Consider the following 17,026-nt stretch of genomic DNA (forward strand, 5'->3'; position numbering starts at 1 on the left):
ACCGCCGAGGCGCATAATGAAACTGCTGTTTATTCTGGATCCGCTGGCATCACTCAAAAGCTACAAAGACACCAGCCTTGCCATCATGCGCGCTGCTCAGGCGCGTGGCCACTCACTCTATGTGTGTGAACAGCACGACTGGCACCTGCAACGCGACACCGTCAAGGTCGATGCCCAGCCTTTTGCCTTTGCTGAAGATGGCCACTGGCAAACCGGTGACAAAACCACACAGGCACCGCACAGTTTTGATGCCGTACTCATGCGCAAAGACCCGCCGTTTGATAACGAATACCTCTACAGCACCTATTTACTCGAACTAGCGCAACAACAAGGCTCACGCATCATCAACGACCCGGCGTCTATTCGCGGCTGGAACGAAAAACTATCGGTGACCCGCTTTGCGCAATTCACCCCGCCTTTTATCGTCACCAGCAAACAAGAGAAAATAATAGCCTTTTTGGCCGAACACGGTGACATCATCGTCAAACCCCTGGATGGCATGGGCGGCAGTGGTATTTTCAGATTACGTAAAGACGACCCTAACATCTACGCAATCCTGGAAACCCTGACCCAGTTTGAAACACAAACCATCATGGTGCAGCGCTATATTCCTGAGATTAGCCAAGGCGATAAACGCATCCTGATCATCAATGGCGAACCGTTGCCGTATGCGCTGGCCCGCATCCCCAAAACCGGCGAAACACGCGGCAACCTCGCGGCTGGTGGCAAAGGTGTCGCGCAACCGCTCAGTGCCCGCGACCAGGAAATCGCGTCCACAGTTGGCAAAACCCTCAAACAACACGGCCTGTTTTTAGTCGGGCTCGATGTGATTGGTGACTATTTAACTGAAGTGAATGTCACCAGCCCCACCGGCATGGTGGAAATTGCTGCGCAAACAGACTGTGACCCCGCCAAAGTGATGGTGGAAGCGCTGGAAAAACTCACGGCTTAGGGCGATTAAAACATACCCCTTACGCATACTTGATTATCAAGTTTGATAATATGGCTGATGTCATTTAAAACATAAGTGATATCGTCAGTTGCCGTCGTAGGAGTGTCATCATGCGTGTGTTGGTGCTGGGTTCTGGTGTGATTGGTGTCACAAGTGCTCATTACCTGGCATTAAAAGGGTTTGAAGTCACCGTCATAGACCGCCAACCAGCGGTTGGCCTGGAAACCAGCTTTGCCAATGCAGGCCAGATCTCACCTGGCTATGCGGCACCCTGGGCAGGCCCGGATGTACCGCCCAAAGCCCTCAAATGGCTATTTCAACGCCATGCACCACTCTCGCTCAAGCCCGATTTCAGCCTATGGCAACTGCAATGGATTGCACAATTTTTAGGCAATTGCTCTACTACGTGCTACGACCTCAACAAATCACGTATGGTGCGCCTGGCAGAATACAGTCGCGATTGCCTGCGCAGCTTGCGCGCCTATACCGGCATTCACTACGAAGCGCGTAGCCGTGGCACGCTACAAGTGTTCCGCACCCACAAACAACTCGCCGCGGAAGCCAAAGATATTGCCGTGCTGAGCCGCATGGGCGTGCCTTTTGAGCATCTGGATCCTACTGGCTGCGTACGTATTGAGCCTGCACTGGCGCACGTAAAAGACCAGTTACTAGGCGGCTTATATTTGCCTGGCGACGAAACCGGCGATTGCCAGTTATTTACTAGCCAGTTGGCGGCGAAGGCGCAGGCGCTGGGCGTGCAATTCATCCAAGACGCCAGCATCCAGCGCCTGATCACGCAGCACAATCAATTGCAAGGCGTGGAAATACAAAGCCATGCTGGCATTGAAACACTGAAAGCTGACCATTACGTGGTGGCCCTCGGCAGCTATTCACGCCCACTCACGCAGGCACTGGGACTGAATCTGCCAGTGTACCCAGTTAAAGGGTATTCACTGACCATCCCCATCACGAACCCCGATGCGGCACCTGTCTCCACTGTCATGGATGAAACCTACAAAGTGGCCATTACGCGCTTTGACCAACGCATCCGCGTCGGTGGCATGGCTGAGCTGGCAGGCTTTGATTTACAGCTCAACCCTCGCCGCCGCGCAACGCTGGAAATGGTATTCAATGGATTATTCCCACATGCTGGCGATGTCTCGCAAGCCTTATTCTGGACCGGCTTGCGCCCCATGACACCAGATGGCACACCCATCATCGGCCAGGCAGACGCCCGCTACACGAATGTTTAGCTGAACACCGGGCACGGCACTTTAGGCTGGACCATGGCGTGCGGATCAGGCCAGGTATTAGCCGACCTGATGGCGCATGACCAGCCCGCCATTGAGACCCAAGAATTAAGTAACAAACGCTACTCTTCTTAGCGCCTGCCTTCAAATCAAGCTGTGCCAAAATCCATCCTGATTATCCGCATCAATATCCCTTTATCGATATTCCTGCACGAATATAGCGGCGCTAGAATCTCTGCAGTGAATTGACCGCTATTCTTGCGTGTTCAGCGCATGAGTCTAACCAGAATAGTGGCCATCGACGAAAGACACCCTATTTATCACGAGAGGACAACCTTAGTGAACCACGTAAAAGATCTGGCAATATGCATTGCCACCGGCCAACAAGTGCCTTTTTCACGCGTTAAAAAAATGACCGCGGCAGTCAGCACGGTGATGCTGGGTTTAAGCATCACACCCGCCTGGGCGGACGCAGAGACAGATGCCCGCATTGCACAATTACAGCAGATGCTAGAAGCACAACAGCAGCAAATGCAAATGCTGGCAAATGAATTGAAAGCATTAAAAGCCACCTCCAGCAAACCCGCCGAATCGCCGCATGCCATCGCAACAGAAGAAAAGCTGCAACTGCGTGAGCAACAATCAAAAATTGAGGCCATGGCGGATCAGTTAAAAACGCTGCAAGCAGCGCGCGGCCAGTCTACTGGCCAGCCGGTGTATGCCAACTTTAAAAACGGCTTGAGTTTTGAAGATGGCAGCGGTGCGTGGAGGCTCGGCATCAACGGTCGCGTGCAAGCAGATTACCGCAGCTTTGCACCCGACATCGCCGCAGCAGATACCTTTAACATACGCCGCGCACGTTTGGGAGCGAATGTCTCAATGAAAGATTTCGCAGCCAGGTTAGAGGCCGAATATAGCGGCACCGCGAACAATGGCAGCGTCGGTTTAACGTATGCGCACGTCGACTATACCCACTTTAATGGTTTTAAATTCCGCGCCGGCCAATTCAAACCCTTCTATGGTCTTGAGCGGGCAATGAACGCCAACTTTACTGACTTTCAAGAACGCGGCTCTACTGATTATTTGTTGGGCCCAACCTTTGACCGTGGTGTAATGGTATTTGGCGAGCCGATCCCCGGTTTGTTTTATAACGCGTCATGGACCGATGGTAAAGGTGTCAATACGACAACCGCTAACGGTGACGAAACCGATGCCAAATATGACAACAAAGACGCATTGCTACGCGTCGTTGGTAATATTGCACAATTCGCAAACTGGAAAGACAGCGTGGTGCACGTAGGCGGCTTTTATGCCAAAGGCCAACAAGAACCTGGCAGCATCACTACACTCAATGTGCAGACAGAAGGTCGTGGTTATACAGTATTCTCCACGGATACTTTCACCCGAGCGGTTGACCGTAGCCGCCAAGGTTACGAACTGGCACTCGCACACGGACCACTCAAATTTCAAACCGAACATATCCAGGAGAAGTTTGATGGCAGTAATTTTGATCGCGACTTGACCGCATGGTATGCCAGCATCAACTGGATAGTGACCGGTGAAACATTTGCCAGCACCTATAAAGACGGCATGTTTGGACGTTTGCGTCCCAAGCAGGACTTTGCCTGGGGCGGCGATGGCTGGGGAGCATTGCAACTGGGCGCACGATACAGCAAATTTGATGGTAGTGACTTTGTAACTGCAAATGCCGCTGGCACTGGTCGTCTGACTACAGATACTGCAGGCAATGCTATCCGCTCCAATGAATTTGACACCTGGACGATTGGTGCCAACTGGATGCTGACGCCTTATATACGCTTAGTCGCCAACTACGTGCATACGCACTTTGATACGCCCGTGACCGTTACAACCCCTGCAAGCAGCACCAATAAAAGCTATACGTTTGATCACGAAGATGCAATCACCATGCGTGCCCAGTTCGATTTCTAATATCCTTCACTCAAAAATACGCGCACCACAGCAACAGCTACAGTGGTGCGCATCACCCTCGCCAAGTTGATTGGCAATCACATAAAACCTGCCACCTCACTACTGCAACGACATCTACGCCGACAAAAAACAGAACGCGCGCACAGTTATTCCCGTTTGTATATAACGATGCTAAAATCCACCATTGTTTAATGGGTAATAAAAGTGGGCATTTTTCGCCTATCGTTATTCCCTCACGGACATATCGAAAAGATTTTCTTATAAAAACAAGACTGAAACAGAGAGGACAACCACCGTGACAACTTCAAAACAAAAAATTGCAGGCATCATTGCTTGCCTGCTGGGAGGTGCCAGCGCGCTTGCACTGGCCGAAGATAGCAACATTTTTACTTTAGGTGAGATTGTCGTCACCGCGCCTAAAAATCAGGATGCTGGCGTGATGAGTGACACATTACTGATCAACGACATGCGCAAATTTAACCGCGAAACCATCGGTTCCGCATTAAATCTGCTCCCTGGCATCACGCTGTCTAACAACAGCCGTAACGAGCAAATGATTTCTGTACGTGGCTACGATATCCGCCAGGTACCGTTGTTTATTGATGGGATTCCCGTATATGTGCCTTATGACGGCTATGTGGATATGGGCCGATTCACCACCTCTGACCTGGCGGCGATTCAGCTGTCCAAAGGCTACAGTTCCGTCTCCTTCGGCCCCAACACACTTGGCGGCGCAATTAACCTGGTTTCACGCAAGCCGACCAAAGCGCTGGAAGGCGATGCACGTATTGGTTATGGTCAGCAAAATACACATGAGGCCAACTTTAATATTGGCACCAACCAGGGCAATTGGTATGCACAAGCGGGCGTTAGTTACCGGGATAGCGATGGCTTTAGATTATCGAATGATTTCAAGCCAACAACCACAGAAAATGGTGGCAAGCGCGATAACTCACAGTATCAAGATAGCAAAGTATCACTGAAGTTTGGGATTACGCCTAACGATACCGATGAGTATGCGCTGTCTTACTATAAGCAAAATGGTGAAAAAGGGAACCCGACAATCACGGACAGCAGTCAGGGTGGCGTGCGCTACTGGAAGTGGCCTGAATGGGATAAGGAAAGTTTGTACTTTATTTCTAAAACTGCATTGGGCAACTATGAAACGGTCAAACTGCGCCTATTTGTTGATAAATTTGATAACACCCTAAAATCCTACACCGATGGTACCTATTCCGTGCCTAAAACCTCCGGCAGTGGCAGTGTCAGCACCGGAGTCAGTATCTATGATGATCGCACGCATGGCGCGATGGTTGAGTTCGAATCAACCAGAATCCAGAACAACACACTACGCTTCTTTAGCCAATACAAGGTCGATAAACACAAAGGCATCGATGGCCTGGGAGTGACTGGAGAAAAGTTTGAAGACACCCTGCGTTCAATCTCGCTGGAAGACGCCATACAGCTTGGCGACCGCACCACAGCCACTCTTGGGTTTGCGCACCATGAAATTGACCCAGACAAGGTATATAAAGTCGGTTCGAGCTACTCTCTACCCAAAGACCAGAAGGCGAATGACCCTCAAGCCGCGATTTCATTCCAATGGCGCCCTGACGTCGCTTTCTATGCCAGCGCTGCTCAAAAGACACGCTTGCCTACACTCAAAGACCGCTACTCTGCCCGCCTTGGCAACTACATCGAAAACCCGAGCCTGAAGCCTGAACAGGCACACAATTACGAAGTCGGCTACAAAGGCCAGCCTTGGTCTGGAGCCTCTGCGCAAATTGCAGTCTTCCAGAACGAAATTGAGGACAAAATACAGAGTGTGAACCTTAACGGTGCAGCCACCTGCTCACCGACCAATCAATGTCAGCAACAAAACGTCGGTGAAGTGCGTATCCGCGGCATAGAGTTGAGTCTGAACACACCACTGGGCGATCAATGGCAATTAGGTGGCAACATCACTAATATGGATATCAAGAACCTGAAAGACGATACTAAAATTACCGGTGTGCCAGAAACCAAAATCACAACTAACCTGACCTGGACACCTGTAAATGCAGTGAGCATTATTGGCTTTGCCGAATACAACAGCAGCCGCTGGGTGAGCAACACGGCCAAAATTGATGGGTTTACCATCATGAACCTCAAAGCCGCCTGGCAGCCTGTGACCAACCTGACAGCAGAAGTTGGCGTGAACAACCTCACAGATAAAAACTACTATTTGGACTTTGGCTTCCCTAACCCGGGTCGCATGTGGTTTACCAACCTGAGCTACCTGTTTTAATCGGACCCATTGCCATGACCAGCCGCCACCATCTTGCAAGTGCATTCAAAAAACTACTTCTAGGCGGTGGCCTGCTACTGGCCAGCATGATTGCAACCGCCGCCGACAAGGTGGTAGTCATGACCAGCTATCCGCAGGAAATGATTTCGCAGTTTGAGGCCGCTTTTGAGCAACAGTTTCCAGAATACCGGCTGGAGGTATTGTGGAAACAATCGAATGACGCGTTAAGCTATCTCAACCAACACAAGGGTGAGGTGGATGTGTATTGGACACCGTCGCGGCAAAACTTTAGCCAGTTGGCGAAACAAGGTTTGTTGCAACAGCTAAACCCGTCATGGATACATGCACCTACCAGCTTACATAGCACCTTGCTCAATGACCCACAGGGCTTATATGCCGCGACTGAAATCGCAGGCCTGGGCATGGTGATTGCACCTGCTGCTTTTGAGAAAGCAAAGCTGCGCCCACCACAACACTGGCAAGACCTTGCTAACCCGGCACTGCAGGGCCAAATTGCGTTCCCGCTACCAAGCAAGGTTGGCTTTGCGACGGGCCTGATTGATGCCATGTTGCGTGGCCAATCATGGGCAGATGGCTGGGGCATGTTAACCAGAATCACTATGAATAGCCGCTTTATTGATAGCGCCTCAACCTTTATCACCGACGAGGTGGCCAGCGGGCGGGCGATGGTCGGCCTGACCATGGACTTTTTTGCGGCATCGGCCATCGCCAAAGGTGCGCCGCTGCAATATCGCTACCCGCCGATTGTGGCTTACTCCCCTGCCCACGTCGCTATTTTGCAACAAGCGCCGCACCAGGCGGCCGCTGAAGCGTTTGCACAGTTCACACTCTCGCCAGCCGGGCAGCGGTTATTATTTACGCCGGATATCCGCAAACTACCGGTCGACCCCGCCGTGTATGCCCAACGGCCTGCTGGCTACTTTAATCCTTATGCCGCCGCCACGTCCAAAGAAGACGCTGTGCGCGATGTGATTGCGCAGAATATCCTCAACACCTATTTCGAAGCCAGCCTGGTCAAACATCAGGCATTGCTGCAATCCCTGTTTGTGAATATTACTTTTGCGCGCCATTTAAAGCGTGATGTGGGCAGGATCAGCGATATCGAGCAACAATTGCTGCAACCTTTACTCACTGAGCAAGCGCTATTTTCAACCGAAAATATTGCCGCCTTCCAGGCCAGTCAAAGTGCTGAACGTGAAGCCTTGATCAAGCAGTGGTCTGACCTCGCTAAAACCCGCTACCAGGCAGCCGCCAATGCGCTGCAAGCTTTACTGGGCAGCCAGTAAGCCGCCATGCACGCCACAATACGCATACTGTTGTACTGCCTGTTGGTCCAGACAGCCTATGCGCATGAGACAACCAGCCCCAGCCCGCCACCTCTGCGCACCGCTGACGCCTACACCCAACCAGTTGACGGACTATTGGCAGATACTAAAGCCTTAAGTGCATTCCAGGCCGGACGCACGCTATTTCGCCAGGTGTGGACGATTCCCGGGGGCGAAGACAGCCGCTTTAGCGGACTAGGTCCGTTGTATAACCGTTTTTCGTGTGTGGCCTGCCATCCTGGCAATGGCCGTGGTTTTGCGCCTGATGGCCCCCACCAGTCGATGAAAGCCATGCTAGTAAGGCTTAGCGTGGCTGTCCCGCAACATGGCAACCTGCCGCATCCGGTCTATGGCGACCAGCTTAATGAGTTTGGTATTCCCGGCCTAGCGGGCGAAGGTATTGCCCAAATAGACTATGACCCCGTCAGCATCACCTTTGCAGATGGCGAGGTGATGACGTTGCGGCGCCCCACTCTCCGCTTTAGCGAGCTGGCTTACGGCCCGCTCGGCCAGATACAAACATCGCCCCGTATTGCACCCGCGGTGTTTGGGTTGGCAGTGCTAGCAAGCATCAGCGATGAAGATATTTTGCGGCAAACACAACGCCGAAAACCCGCAGGCATTGCAGGTCGACCAAATCGTGTATGGGATATCGCACAACAAAAAACCGTCATAGGAAAGTTTGGCTGGAAGGCCAATGTGCCTAATCTGCGGCAACAGATTGCCAGTGCTTTTCACGGTGACTTAAGTATTACTTCCAGCCTGTTTCCGCAGGAAAATTGTACGCCTCAACAAGCCATCTGCCTTAGCCAAGCCAGCCAGTTGCCCGAGCTCACTGATCAGCAATTAGACGACATCCAGTTCTACCTGCGTGCCCTGGCAGTACCACCCCCAGCCTCGCCCACCGCGCAAATCAACCGTGGTGCGGCCTTGTTCAAACGGGCGCAGTGTATTGAATGCCATACTGACCAGCTACGCACCAGCCAGGCGATACGCGCATCATCGCACACGCCTTATACCGACCTGTTACTGCATGATATGGGCGACGGATTGGCAGATCATCGGCCAGACTTTTTAGCCAACGGACGTGAATGGCGTACGCCACCGTTATGGGGTATTGGCTTAGCCAAAACCGTGCATGCCAATGCGGGATTTTTGCACGATGGCCGCGCCAGAGACTTGCAGGAGGCGATTTTATGGCACGGCGGCGAGGCGGATAGCGCCCGTGAACGTTTTATGCGCTTGAACAAAGAAGACCGCGCCGCTCTGCTACAGTTTCTGGAGTCCCTTTAACGCTTACATCAACACAAAGTCTTTAGGCTGTGGTGAAGGCGGTATATCACTCTCGCGCAACGCTTCCTTGAGGTCAATTTCTATCATATCGGTCAAGGCATTAATCGGTAAGGCATTGGCGCCCAACGAAAAAGGTTCTTCCAGCTCATTACCCAAGGCATCGAGGCCAAACAGAGTATAGGCTGCCAGCGCGGTCACAAACGGCGTCGCCCAACCAAGGGTATTGGCAAAACAAAACGGGAGCAAAAAACAAAAGGTATAAGCGGTTCTATGCAGCAACAGCGTATAACCAAACGGGATAGGCGTATTCTGGATACGCTCGCAAGACGCCTGCGCAAGCGCCAGCTTTTGCAACAACTCATCCAGCATTTGAAACTGGATCACTTCGATTTGTTGGTTGCGCAAAGCCTCTACCAGTAACTGCTGCATGGCGCGCAAAATGACTTCTGGTGGATTGCGGCTGGTACGCACAGACTGATAAAGCGTCTCTGGCAGCATGGCCTGTAGCTTGAATGATGAGCTGGCCGGGCGTAGCTGGATCAATAATGCGTGCGCATAGGCAATGCCATATTTCAACAGGCTTTGGCGCTGGCTGCTGATCGCGCTACCGGGCTCATCCAGCACCACACTCAAACGCCCCAGGCTTCTGCAAGTCAGTACAAACTCGCCCCAGATTTTACGTGCCTCCCACCAGCGCTCATAACAGGCATTGTTTCTAAAAGCGAGAAAAATGGACAAGGTGATTCCCAGCAAGGCAAATGGCCCGCCATCAAATTTAGGCAACCAGTCTGGCCTGAAGGTATACACCGACACCACCGCCGCAGATAATGTCGCTACAAATACCAGCAGCGGCATGATTCTGAGCACAATTGAGCCTTTAATAATAAAAAACAGCTCAAACAAATGGGGTCTGGATCTGACGATCAAGGGAAGCCTCCTGCCTGGCGAACCATGGCGATAATGTTATACTCGATAGTCTGTAGTCTATCTGCCAGTGGTCGGCCTGCATGTGTGAAAAAGACAGGGGAAACCACTGGTTTAGCATTTTTTGTCGTCTGTGCCGTGCACCACCAGCGAATGGATAAACATCATGTTGAAATGGAAAGATATTCTCAAACTGGCCAGGGAAGGTAACCTGGCACCCGATCACAAATTACAGAAATCCATCCGCGCCTGGCGTGAGATTCTGGATGATGAAGTATTTGCGATCACCCGCCTGAGTGCAACCGAACGGCCGTTTTCTTCTGAAATGTGTGTCGCGTTTACGCCGGGGCGCTACGCCTGCACCTGCTGTGAGCAAGTGCTGTTTGATTCTGGGCAGAAATTTGAATCTGCCTCAGGCTGGCCCTCATTTGACCAACCGCTGGCCAGCAATGCGATTGCCTACTTTGCCGACGAGAGCCATGGCATGCAGCGCATAGAAGTGAAATGTAATGTCTGTGACGCGCATCTGGGGCACGTGTTCCCCGATGGCAAAACAGAAAGTGGCTTGCGTTATTGCATTAACGGTAAAGCCATTACGTTTGCCGCCAATTAAACCTCGCAAAAAAATGCGCGGCTGTAATAACCAGCCGCGCATGACTCACTGTAAAACTTAATGCGCTAAACGTCTGCCAAAACTCACAGCATAAGCGGTTGGCCGTGCCAGCAAGATAGGATCCTGGCTAGGGGCAATGCCATCAGTCAGTTGCAGCGGGTTAAACATAATCGGTTTTTCTGCTGCTTTGCTGTCTGCCACCGCTTTATTTAAAGTCAGCGTACCCAACTCTACGGTTTTGCGGCTTTCTGGCCATACCACCGTCGCATTATTCACCTCATCACCCGGCTCAGCCAATTGCAGCAATATTTTGTACTGCACGCCTTTGGCCTGCACGCGCTCAACAATGTCTGTCATCAGGTAATCGGGGGACGCTTTATCAGCGACTTCCTGACTTAAATATTGTGCGCCAGCCACCGGCACAATCTGGTAGCGGCCATACACTGCTTTGCCTGCTGCATTGGTAAATTGAAACGCATTCACCCCAAAAAATGGCTGCGTGGCAAAACTCACCGGCGCTGGTTTGGGTGTGGTGACAAATTTAAGCGCTGCCGGATGCGATCCTAAAAACTGCTCCACCGGGCTAGGTTTAGCCGTGCTGCCTTGCGAATCACGTACCGCATTGAGCAAACCCAAAAAGTCCTCGGGCGTGGCAGCCGGAAAGCCATTCACAGAAATACTCACAATGTCAGTCGCTGTGCCATCTGGCAATTGAAATCGGATGGCGATGCCTTTAGGAAAAGCATTACCGTTCGCATCGGGGATATTAGGCACGCCCGTGGCATTAGAAAAACGTACCAGTACTGGCGACGCTTTCTGGAAATGCGCGGCCTGGCTAATCCCGGCTGCCTGCGCAGTTGGTGTAAATGTGCCTTCTACCATCACACCCTTGGCATGGTTGGCGCGATAACCCGCATGTGGCCCACCAGACAAAGTCGTTAAAGTATCCACCAACTGCTCGGTCACCGGTTTATCATCCGCCAGAGCGGGATGGGCTGCGGTGAGTGACGCGGCAAATAACAGACTGACAACGGCGCTTAATTTCATCTTCATTCCCTTCGGTTAAAAAGTGTTCCCATTAAAAAATTATTTCTAGGTTGATAACGCAAAATTAAATCGTGCACTACTTAAATGTCAAAAAAATGAAACCCCTGTTTTTAGGCCCTGAGGCTCAGGCAACGTGCTGAATCAAATGATTGCGCAAGCTATCCAGGCGCTCACGCAATGCACCCAGCTCCTCCAGTGAACAGCCCATGGCACACAGCATGTCATCCATAATGCCTGCCGCTTGCTGGCGCAATTGCCGCCCTGACTCAGTCAGGCAAATAATCACCTGGCGCTCATCCTGGCTGGAGCGCACACGCTGCAACAGTTCCGCCACTTCCAGCCGCTTTAACAAAGGCGTTAAGGTGGCTGAGTCGAGAAACAGCTGCTCACCAATATCACTGACGGTGCGCTGATCGCCTTCCCACAATACCAGCATGACCAGGTACTGTGAATAAGTGAGATCCAGCTTTTTTAACAATGGCCGGTACACCTTGTTAATCGCCAGCGACAGCGAATATACCGAAAAGCATAACTGCTCTTGCAATACCGGTGTTTTATTTTTGACTGGCTCATTCATATGTTTCGATTATAAATAGCACGCTATTTAATAGCAATATATTTAAAACTTATTTATGAAAATAATTAATCACATAGTGCACAATGAAATTAGCTTTTTTATGCATTCTGATCTGGCTCATAACAATCTCCTGTAGGGTTATGTGACCATCATAAGCGGGTTGGTTTGTGAAATAAAGTTGAATGTTTTAATGGCATCCATTAACAAAATTAATCACCAAACAAAAAAGCCTCACCATAAGGTGAGGCTTGTGTATCACTCAACTGCTTAGCTGAGATGATCGAGTTTAAAAGGGTCTTGCCCCTGCGGCTCAATATCCTGTGGGTTCAGGTCATAGGACAGATCATCACCGATATCAATATCGATCTCATTTTGACCTTCCCAGCGCTCCAGCCACACCGAAAAATCTTTTTCTGGCATCGGCTTGCCAATAAAGTAGCCCTGGCCTTCGTTACAGCCCAATCTGGCCAGCTGGTTAAGGACATACTCGTTTTCTATGCCCTCTGCGACCACGATCAGGCCCATATTGTGTGCCAGGTCTATGGTCGATTTCACAATACTGGCATCGCTGCTGTTTTTGTCCATAAACATCACAAATGAGCGGTCAATTTTGAGCTCTTGTACTGGTAATTGCCGCAGGTAGGCCAACGATGAATAGCCCGTGCCAAAATCATCAATTGCCAGGTGCAGGCCCATGGCCGCCAGCTTTTTCACCACCACTTCGGCACGCTCTGGGTCCTGCATCAAACTGCCTTCGGTAATTTCCAGCTTCAGCGATTTGGCATCGAGCCCGTGTGAGGACAATAAATGACCTATCTGCTCTGGCAACTCCATATTATTCAGGTCGCGCGTGGACAAATTGACCGCCAGCGTGATGTGCAAGCCTTGCTGTTTAAACCCGGCCAGCACTTGGCAAGCGCGGCGCAGCATCCAGTTGGTAATGTCGCTGATGATGCCGGTTTGCTCGGCAAACGGAATAAACTGGTCAGGAAAAATCATGCCTTTTTCAGGATGCACCCAGCGGATCAGCGCCTCGCCGCCCAAAGCACGGCGGGTGGTGACGTCAATCTTGGGCTGGATATACAGCAGCAACTGGTCGTGCTGAATGGCTTCTTTCAAGTCAGAAATCAGGGTCAGGGTTTCTGACTGGTCGATTTCCAGCGCCGTGTTATAGACAATCCAGGGCGATTTTTTGGCGCGTGATTCCTGCAAAGCGGTTTCGGCATGATTGAGCAGAGACTCTTCATCCAGCCCGTGATCCGGGTACAACGCAATGCCGATGCCGGTGCGTACATCAATCGCCTGTCCTTGCACACTCACCGGCTGTTCAAACAGGTGCTGAATCTTGTCTGCATAACGCGTAGCTTGGGCTTGATCGGTGTGCTGCAATAACACGGCAAATTCATCCGCATCCAGCCGTGCCACCATATCCAGCTCGCCCAGCACATTTTGCTTGAGCACCTGGCCCACATGGCGCAGCAAATCATCGCCAAAATCGCGCCCCAACGTTTGATTGATTGGTTTGAAGCGATGAATATTAATGACGATCACACTCAGTTTTTGCTGGCTTTGCGCATGGGTGGTGATGGCCTGATGCACGCCCTGGTTGAAGGCGAGACGGTTAGAAAGCCCGGTCAGTTCGTCATTAAACGCCAGCCGCTGGATGCGCAAAGAGCGTTGCAACACGGCCTCGCGCATACTGTTAAGCGCTTTAGCCAAATGACCGACTTCATCGGTGCTATTCACTTGGATTTCTTTTTCGTAATCCCCAAGGGCAATGTTATCGGCATCTTTCACCAGCGCCGCGATCGGCTCTGTCGTTTTACGCGAAACATACCAAATCAGGGCGGCAAAAATCAACACGCCGATGAATGTCAGTAACAGCATGACTTTGAACAGCGTGTTCAAATCTTGCGTAAAAGGCTCTACCGAGCCTTGTAACACCACCAAAAACGCCTCGTCTTTGGTTTCATGCAAGGAGCGGATTTTTAGGTGATAGGCCTGGTCATTGAGGTTGACGCGATGCAGTGACAGTTTTTGCCGATAAATATCGGCCACCGTTTTCACCAGCAAGTTAGACAGCTCTGGGGTTGTCGTGCTGCTGACTAATTGCCAGGCCCGTTGCTGGGTTTTTTGCACAAAGGTGACATCGAGGTGCGTTAATTGCTTAATTTGACTGGCTAGCCGACCATCCACCGCAAAGCCCATCACAATCCAGCCGATGGTTTCCGGGGCTTTCACCGGCACTGTGATCAACTGGTAAGGTTTACCTTCCACAATATCAAACTTCAAGGTGCCACTTTGATTTTCAATAATCGCATGCATGGCATCTTCTTTGGCGTTTTCGCCAAACAAGGCTTGCTCATTGTCGGCAGTGCCAATCACCAGGTCGTCATGGCTGCTGATGTAGTATGCAATTTGGGCATGAATGCGCCCCTGATAACTTTCCAGTGCGGACTCTATGGTCCCTGCGTCATTGGTGGCAACCGCCTCTCTGAAAGCAAAGTCAGCAGCCAGTACCTGCGTCGCCTGTTTGAGGCTTTGTGTATTGTGTTGCAGCAAGCTGACGAATACGCGCTCACCGACATTCATTTGCTCTTCAGCCAGTTGATTCGCGTGTTTATCGAGGGCGTATTTAAGCGGAATCAGCCCGGCCAATTGGATCAACACCACCACCGTTAAAAAACTAAAGGCAATGCGCGAATGTATATGTTTGAACTTAATCATGCAGTGTGATTCTAGGGGAGAGTGATCTTGACCTCGGTCGCACCCTCTATGGTTATCTTTTGTTCTACAACAGGCTTAGTTTGTCCTGGCAACCAAGCCTGATAATTATAGTGCCCTTCATTTAACTTAAGGACGGCTTTGCCTTTGTCGTCGGTTTTGGCAAAAAACGGCGTATCTACAATATAAATGTACCCTACCATAGAATCATGAATGTTGCATCCCAGCGTCACCACGCCCGCTTGGTCAAACAGCACCGGATCAGCCGGGATTCCCGCATACAGTTTTAACTCAAATTTTTTGGCTGGCGAGAACGAGTACACATGGTGCCTGACCGTGTCCTCGTTTGGAAAATTGATTTTGGTCCCGGTTTGAACGATGGTCACCTTGGGATTGAACATCTTATTTTTTTGCACAATTTTGCCACCTGCCCCCGCAGGCAACGCGGTTGTCTTGCCGTCATAAAAAGCCACCACCGCATCAGCCACTGGCTTACCTGCCGCATCAGTGACAACCGCTGTGACTTCAGCCGCCGCGCAGACGCTGGCAACACACAGCCCTGTCAAAATCATGAACCATCGCATCATTGCCACCCCTAATCAGTCACCACGTCCCGCTTCATTGGCGCCAAAATACGCAGCAACTCATTTTTTTCTTTGGTGCCCACACCGTTCACATCCATGCGCTCCCGCATGACATCAACCATACGCTCAAATTCTGCGGTGGTGATTTTCGCATCGGCGTGAGACTTTTTCATGGTTTCGCCCTCATACACGCAATCGCCACCGGTTTTCACGCACAAAAAGTTTGTCAGGCTTTCTTTCAGCGTTTTCATTTTCACCCCTTCAAACGAACGGCTGGTTTGCGGATCCTTGCTGACAATATCCAGGGTTTGATTAGCAATTCTGCTAAGCATAGGCAGGCCACCAATACGCTGATACAGGCTCGCCCCTGCTTTGGGTTGCGTCACACACCCCGCAACAGCACACATAGTGACTATCATCATCACAAAAAAACGCATTCCATTTTCTCCACACTTTGGGCCAATACTCACATCTTAACGCGCACGCAGGCAGCACCAAGCGACAATAAACACCGCTTTATCGACGCTGTTCCAACAATCATATTTATCGCAATAATTACATAATGCGACAATCAAAATCAAGGAACTCAGCCCGATGCATACCCCTCATTCGCTTTTGACCAGGCTCATGCAAGCCGTTGCACTGATTTGTGCGACAGTACCCCCCACCCATGCCGGTGACCGGCTACTAGCCACAGGCGGCGTCACGCAAATTGAAGGCGCCGCAGGCGGTGGCCTGATGCCATGGGCGGTCATCAGCGGCTATGGCACCGACAAGCAAATCGGCGGCTCATTGTTTTACACCCATGCTGAAACCCGTGGAGACTTCAAGCTGGACACCACAGGCGTTGCACTGGGGTTTTTCAACCGCGTGGAAGTGAGCGCCAGCCAGGCCCGCTTTGGCCTAAGTGACACCGTGCCCGGCGAGCAGATTCGCCTGAATACGCTAGGCGTAAAAGTGCGGCTGTTGGGGGATGCCATTTACGAGCAGGATAGCTGGTTGCCGCAAATATCAGTCGGCGCCCAGTATAAATATAACGAAGACTTTAATCTTGTACCCAAACAGCTGGGCGCAAAAGACCGCAGCGGTATCGATTATTATGTCGCGGCCAGCAAGCTGTTTCTGGGCGCCATCAACGGCTATAACCTGCTACTCAATGCCAATCTGCACGCCACCAAGGCCAACCAGTTTGGCCTGCTCGGTTTTGGCGGCGACAAGCACGACAATTACCGCGTCTATCCGGCGGTGTCTGCCGCCGTCATGCTCTCGGACAACTGGCTGATTGGTAGCGAGGTACGCTATAAACCGGATAATTTATCTGTTTATCAGGAAAACAGCGCGCAGGATATTTTTATGACCTGGTTTCCACACCGCAATGTGTCCATCACCGGGGCGTATATTGATTTGGGCAGAATTGCCAACAAAGACAACCAGACCGGCTGGTATCTGTCTGGCCAGGTCAATTACTAACCTGAATGA

General features: G+C 51.1%; 13 protein-coding genes and 1 pseudogene. 8 read left to right on the forward strand and 6 right to left on the reverse strand.

Annotated elements, in window-relative coordinates; translation table 11 throughout:
- The first annotated feature begins 16 nt into the window (after nt 1–16).
- From gshB to INP78_RS12290, 6 genes and pseudogenes are all read left to right on the forward strand, one after another.
- Nucleotides 17–952: a glutathione synthase gene (gene gshB, locus INP78_RS12265; RefSeq protein ID WP_194742481.1), complete on the forward strand. Its 936-nt coding sequence runs from the start codon at nt 17–19 to the stop codon at nt 950–952.
- Between the two features lie 110 nt (nt 953–1,062).
- Nucleotides 1,063–2,337: pseudogene (locus INP78_RS12270) on the forward strand (D-amino acid dehydrogenase).
- A gap of 204 nt (nt 2,338–2,541) precedes the next feature.
- Nucleotides 2,542–4,152 carry a porin gene (locus INP78_RS12275; RefSeq protein WP_194742482.1) on the forward strand — a complete coding sequence of 537 codons (1,611 nt, stop codon included), beginning with the start codon at nt 2,542–2,544 and terminating at the stop codon, nt 4,150–4,152.
- Between the two features lie 295 nt (nt 4,153–4,447).
- Nucleotides 4,448–6,439, forward strand: coding sequence for a TonB-dependent receptor plug domain-containing protein (locus tag INP78_RS12280; protein ID WP_368667991.1), 1,992 nt, complete (start codon nt 4,448–4,450; stop codon nt 6,437–6,439).
- 14 nt (nt 6,440–6,453) lie between these two features.
- Complete coding sequence (locus INP78_RS12285; RefSeq protein WP_194742483.1) at nt 6,454–7,746, forward strand: ABC transporter substrate-binding protein; 1,293 nt, start codon at nt 6,454–6,456, stop codon at nt 7,744–7,746.
- 6 nt (nt 7,747–7,752) lie between these two features.
- A complete protein-coding gene (locus tag INP78_RS12290; protein ID WP_194742484.1) occupies nt 7,753–9,078 on the forward strand; it encodes a di-heme oxidoredictase family protein in 1,326 nt (441 codons plus the stop codon).
- A 3-nt stretch (nt 9,079–9,081) separates the two neighbouring features.
- Here INP78_RS12290 and INP78_RS12295 read toward each other — a convergent pair whose 3' ends face one another.
- Complete coding sequence (locus INP78_RS12295; protein ID WP_194742485.1) at nt 9,082–10,005, reverse strand: bestrophin family protein; 924 nt, start codon at nt 10,003–10,005, stop codon at nt 9,082–9,084.
- A 163-nt stretch (nt 10,006–10,168) separates the two neighbouring features.
- Here INP78_RS12295 and msrB point away from each other — a divergent pair, with 163 nt between their 5' ends.
- A complete protein-coding gene (msrB, locus tag INP78_RS12300) occupies nt 10,169–10,615 on the forward strand; it encodes a peptide-methionine (R)-S-oxide reductase MsrB (RefSeq protein WP_194742486.1) in 447 nt (148 codons plus the stop codon).
- Nucleotides 10,616–10,672: 57 nt separating this feature from the next.
- Here msrB and INP78_RS12305 read toward each other — a convergent pair whose 3' ends face one another.
- The 5 genes from INP78_RS12305 to INP78_RS12325 form a co-directional block, all read right to left on the reverse strand.
- Nucleotides 10,673–11,662, reverse strand: a complete 990-nt coding sequence (locus tag INP78_RS12305) for a catalase family peroxidase (RefSeq protein WP_194742487.1) — start codon at nt 11,660–11,662, stop codon at nt 10,673–10,675.
- 124 nt (nt 11,663–11,786) lie between these two features.
- Nucleotides 11,787–12,239: a MarR family winged helix-turn-helix transcriptional regulator gene (locus INP78_RS12310; RefSeq protein WP_194742488.1), complete on the reverse strand. Its 453-nt coding sequence runs from the start codon at nt 12,237–12,239 to the stop codon at nt 11,787–11,789.
- Nucleotides 12,240–12,506: 267 nt separating this feature from the next.
- The gene (locus INP78_RS12315) at nt 12,507–14,966 is read right to left on the reverse strand and encodes an EAL domain-containing protein (protein WP_194742489.1); all 2,460 of its coding nucleotides are present in this window, start codon (nt 14,964–14,966) and stop codon (nt 12,507–12,509) included.
- Nucleotides 14,967–14,977: 11 nt separating this feature from the next.
- Nucleotides 14,978–15,550: a methylamine utilization protein gene (locus INP78_RS12320; protein ID WP_194742520.1), complete on the reverse strand. Its 573-nt coding sequence runs from the start codon at nt 15,548–15,550 to the stop codon at nt 14,978–14,980.
- Nucleotides 15,551–15,558: 8 nt separating this feature from the next.
- Nucleotides 15,559–15,969 (reverse strand): group 1 truncated hemoglobin, encoded by a 411-nt coding sequence (locus INP78_RS12325; protein ID WP_228522868.1) that lies wholly within the window; start codon nt 15,967–15,969, stop codon nt 15,559–15,561.
- Nucleotides 15,970–16,174: 205 nt separating this feature from the next.
- Here INP78_RS12325 and INP78_RS12330 point away from each other — a divergent pair, with 205 nt between their 5' ends.
- Nucleotides 16,175–17,017, forward strand: a complete 843-nt coding sequence (locus tag INP78_RS12330) for a DUF3034 family protein (RefSeq protein WP_194742491.1) — start codon at nt 16,175–16,177, stop codon at nt 17,015–17,017.
- Nucleotides 17,018–17,026: the final 9 nt, after the last annotated feature.

Origin of the sequence: Methylophilus sp. 14 (genome assembly GCF_015354345.1) — a bacterium.
Lineage (GTDB): Bacteria > Pseudomonadota > Gammaproteobacteria > Burkholderiales > Methylophilaceae > Methylophilus.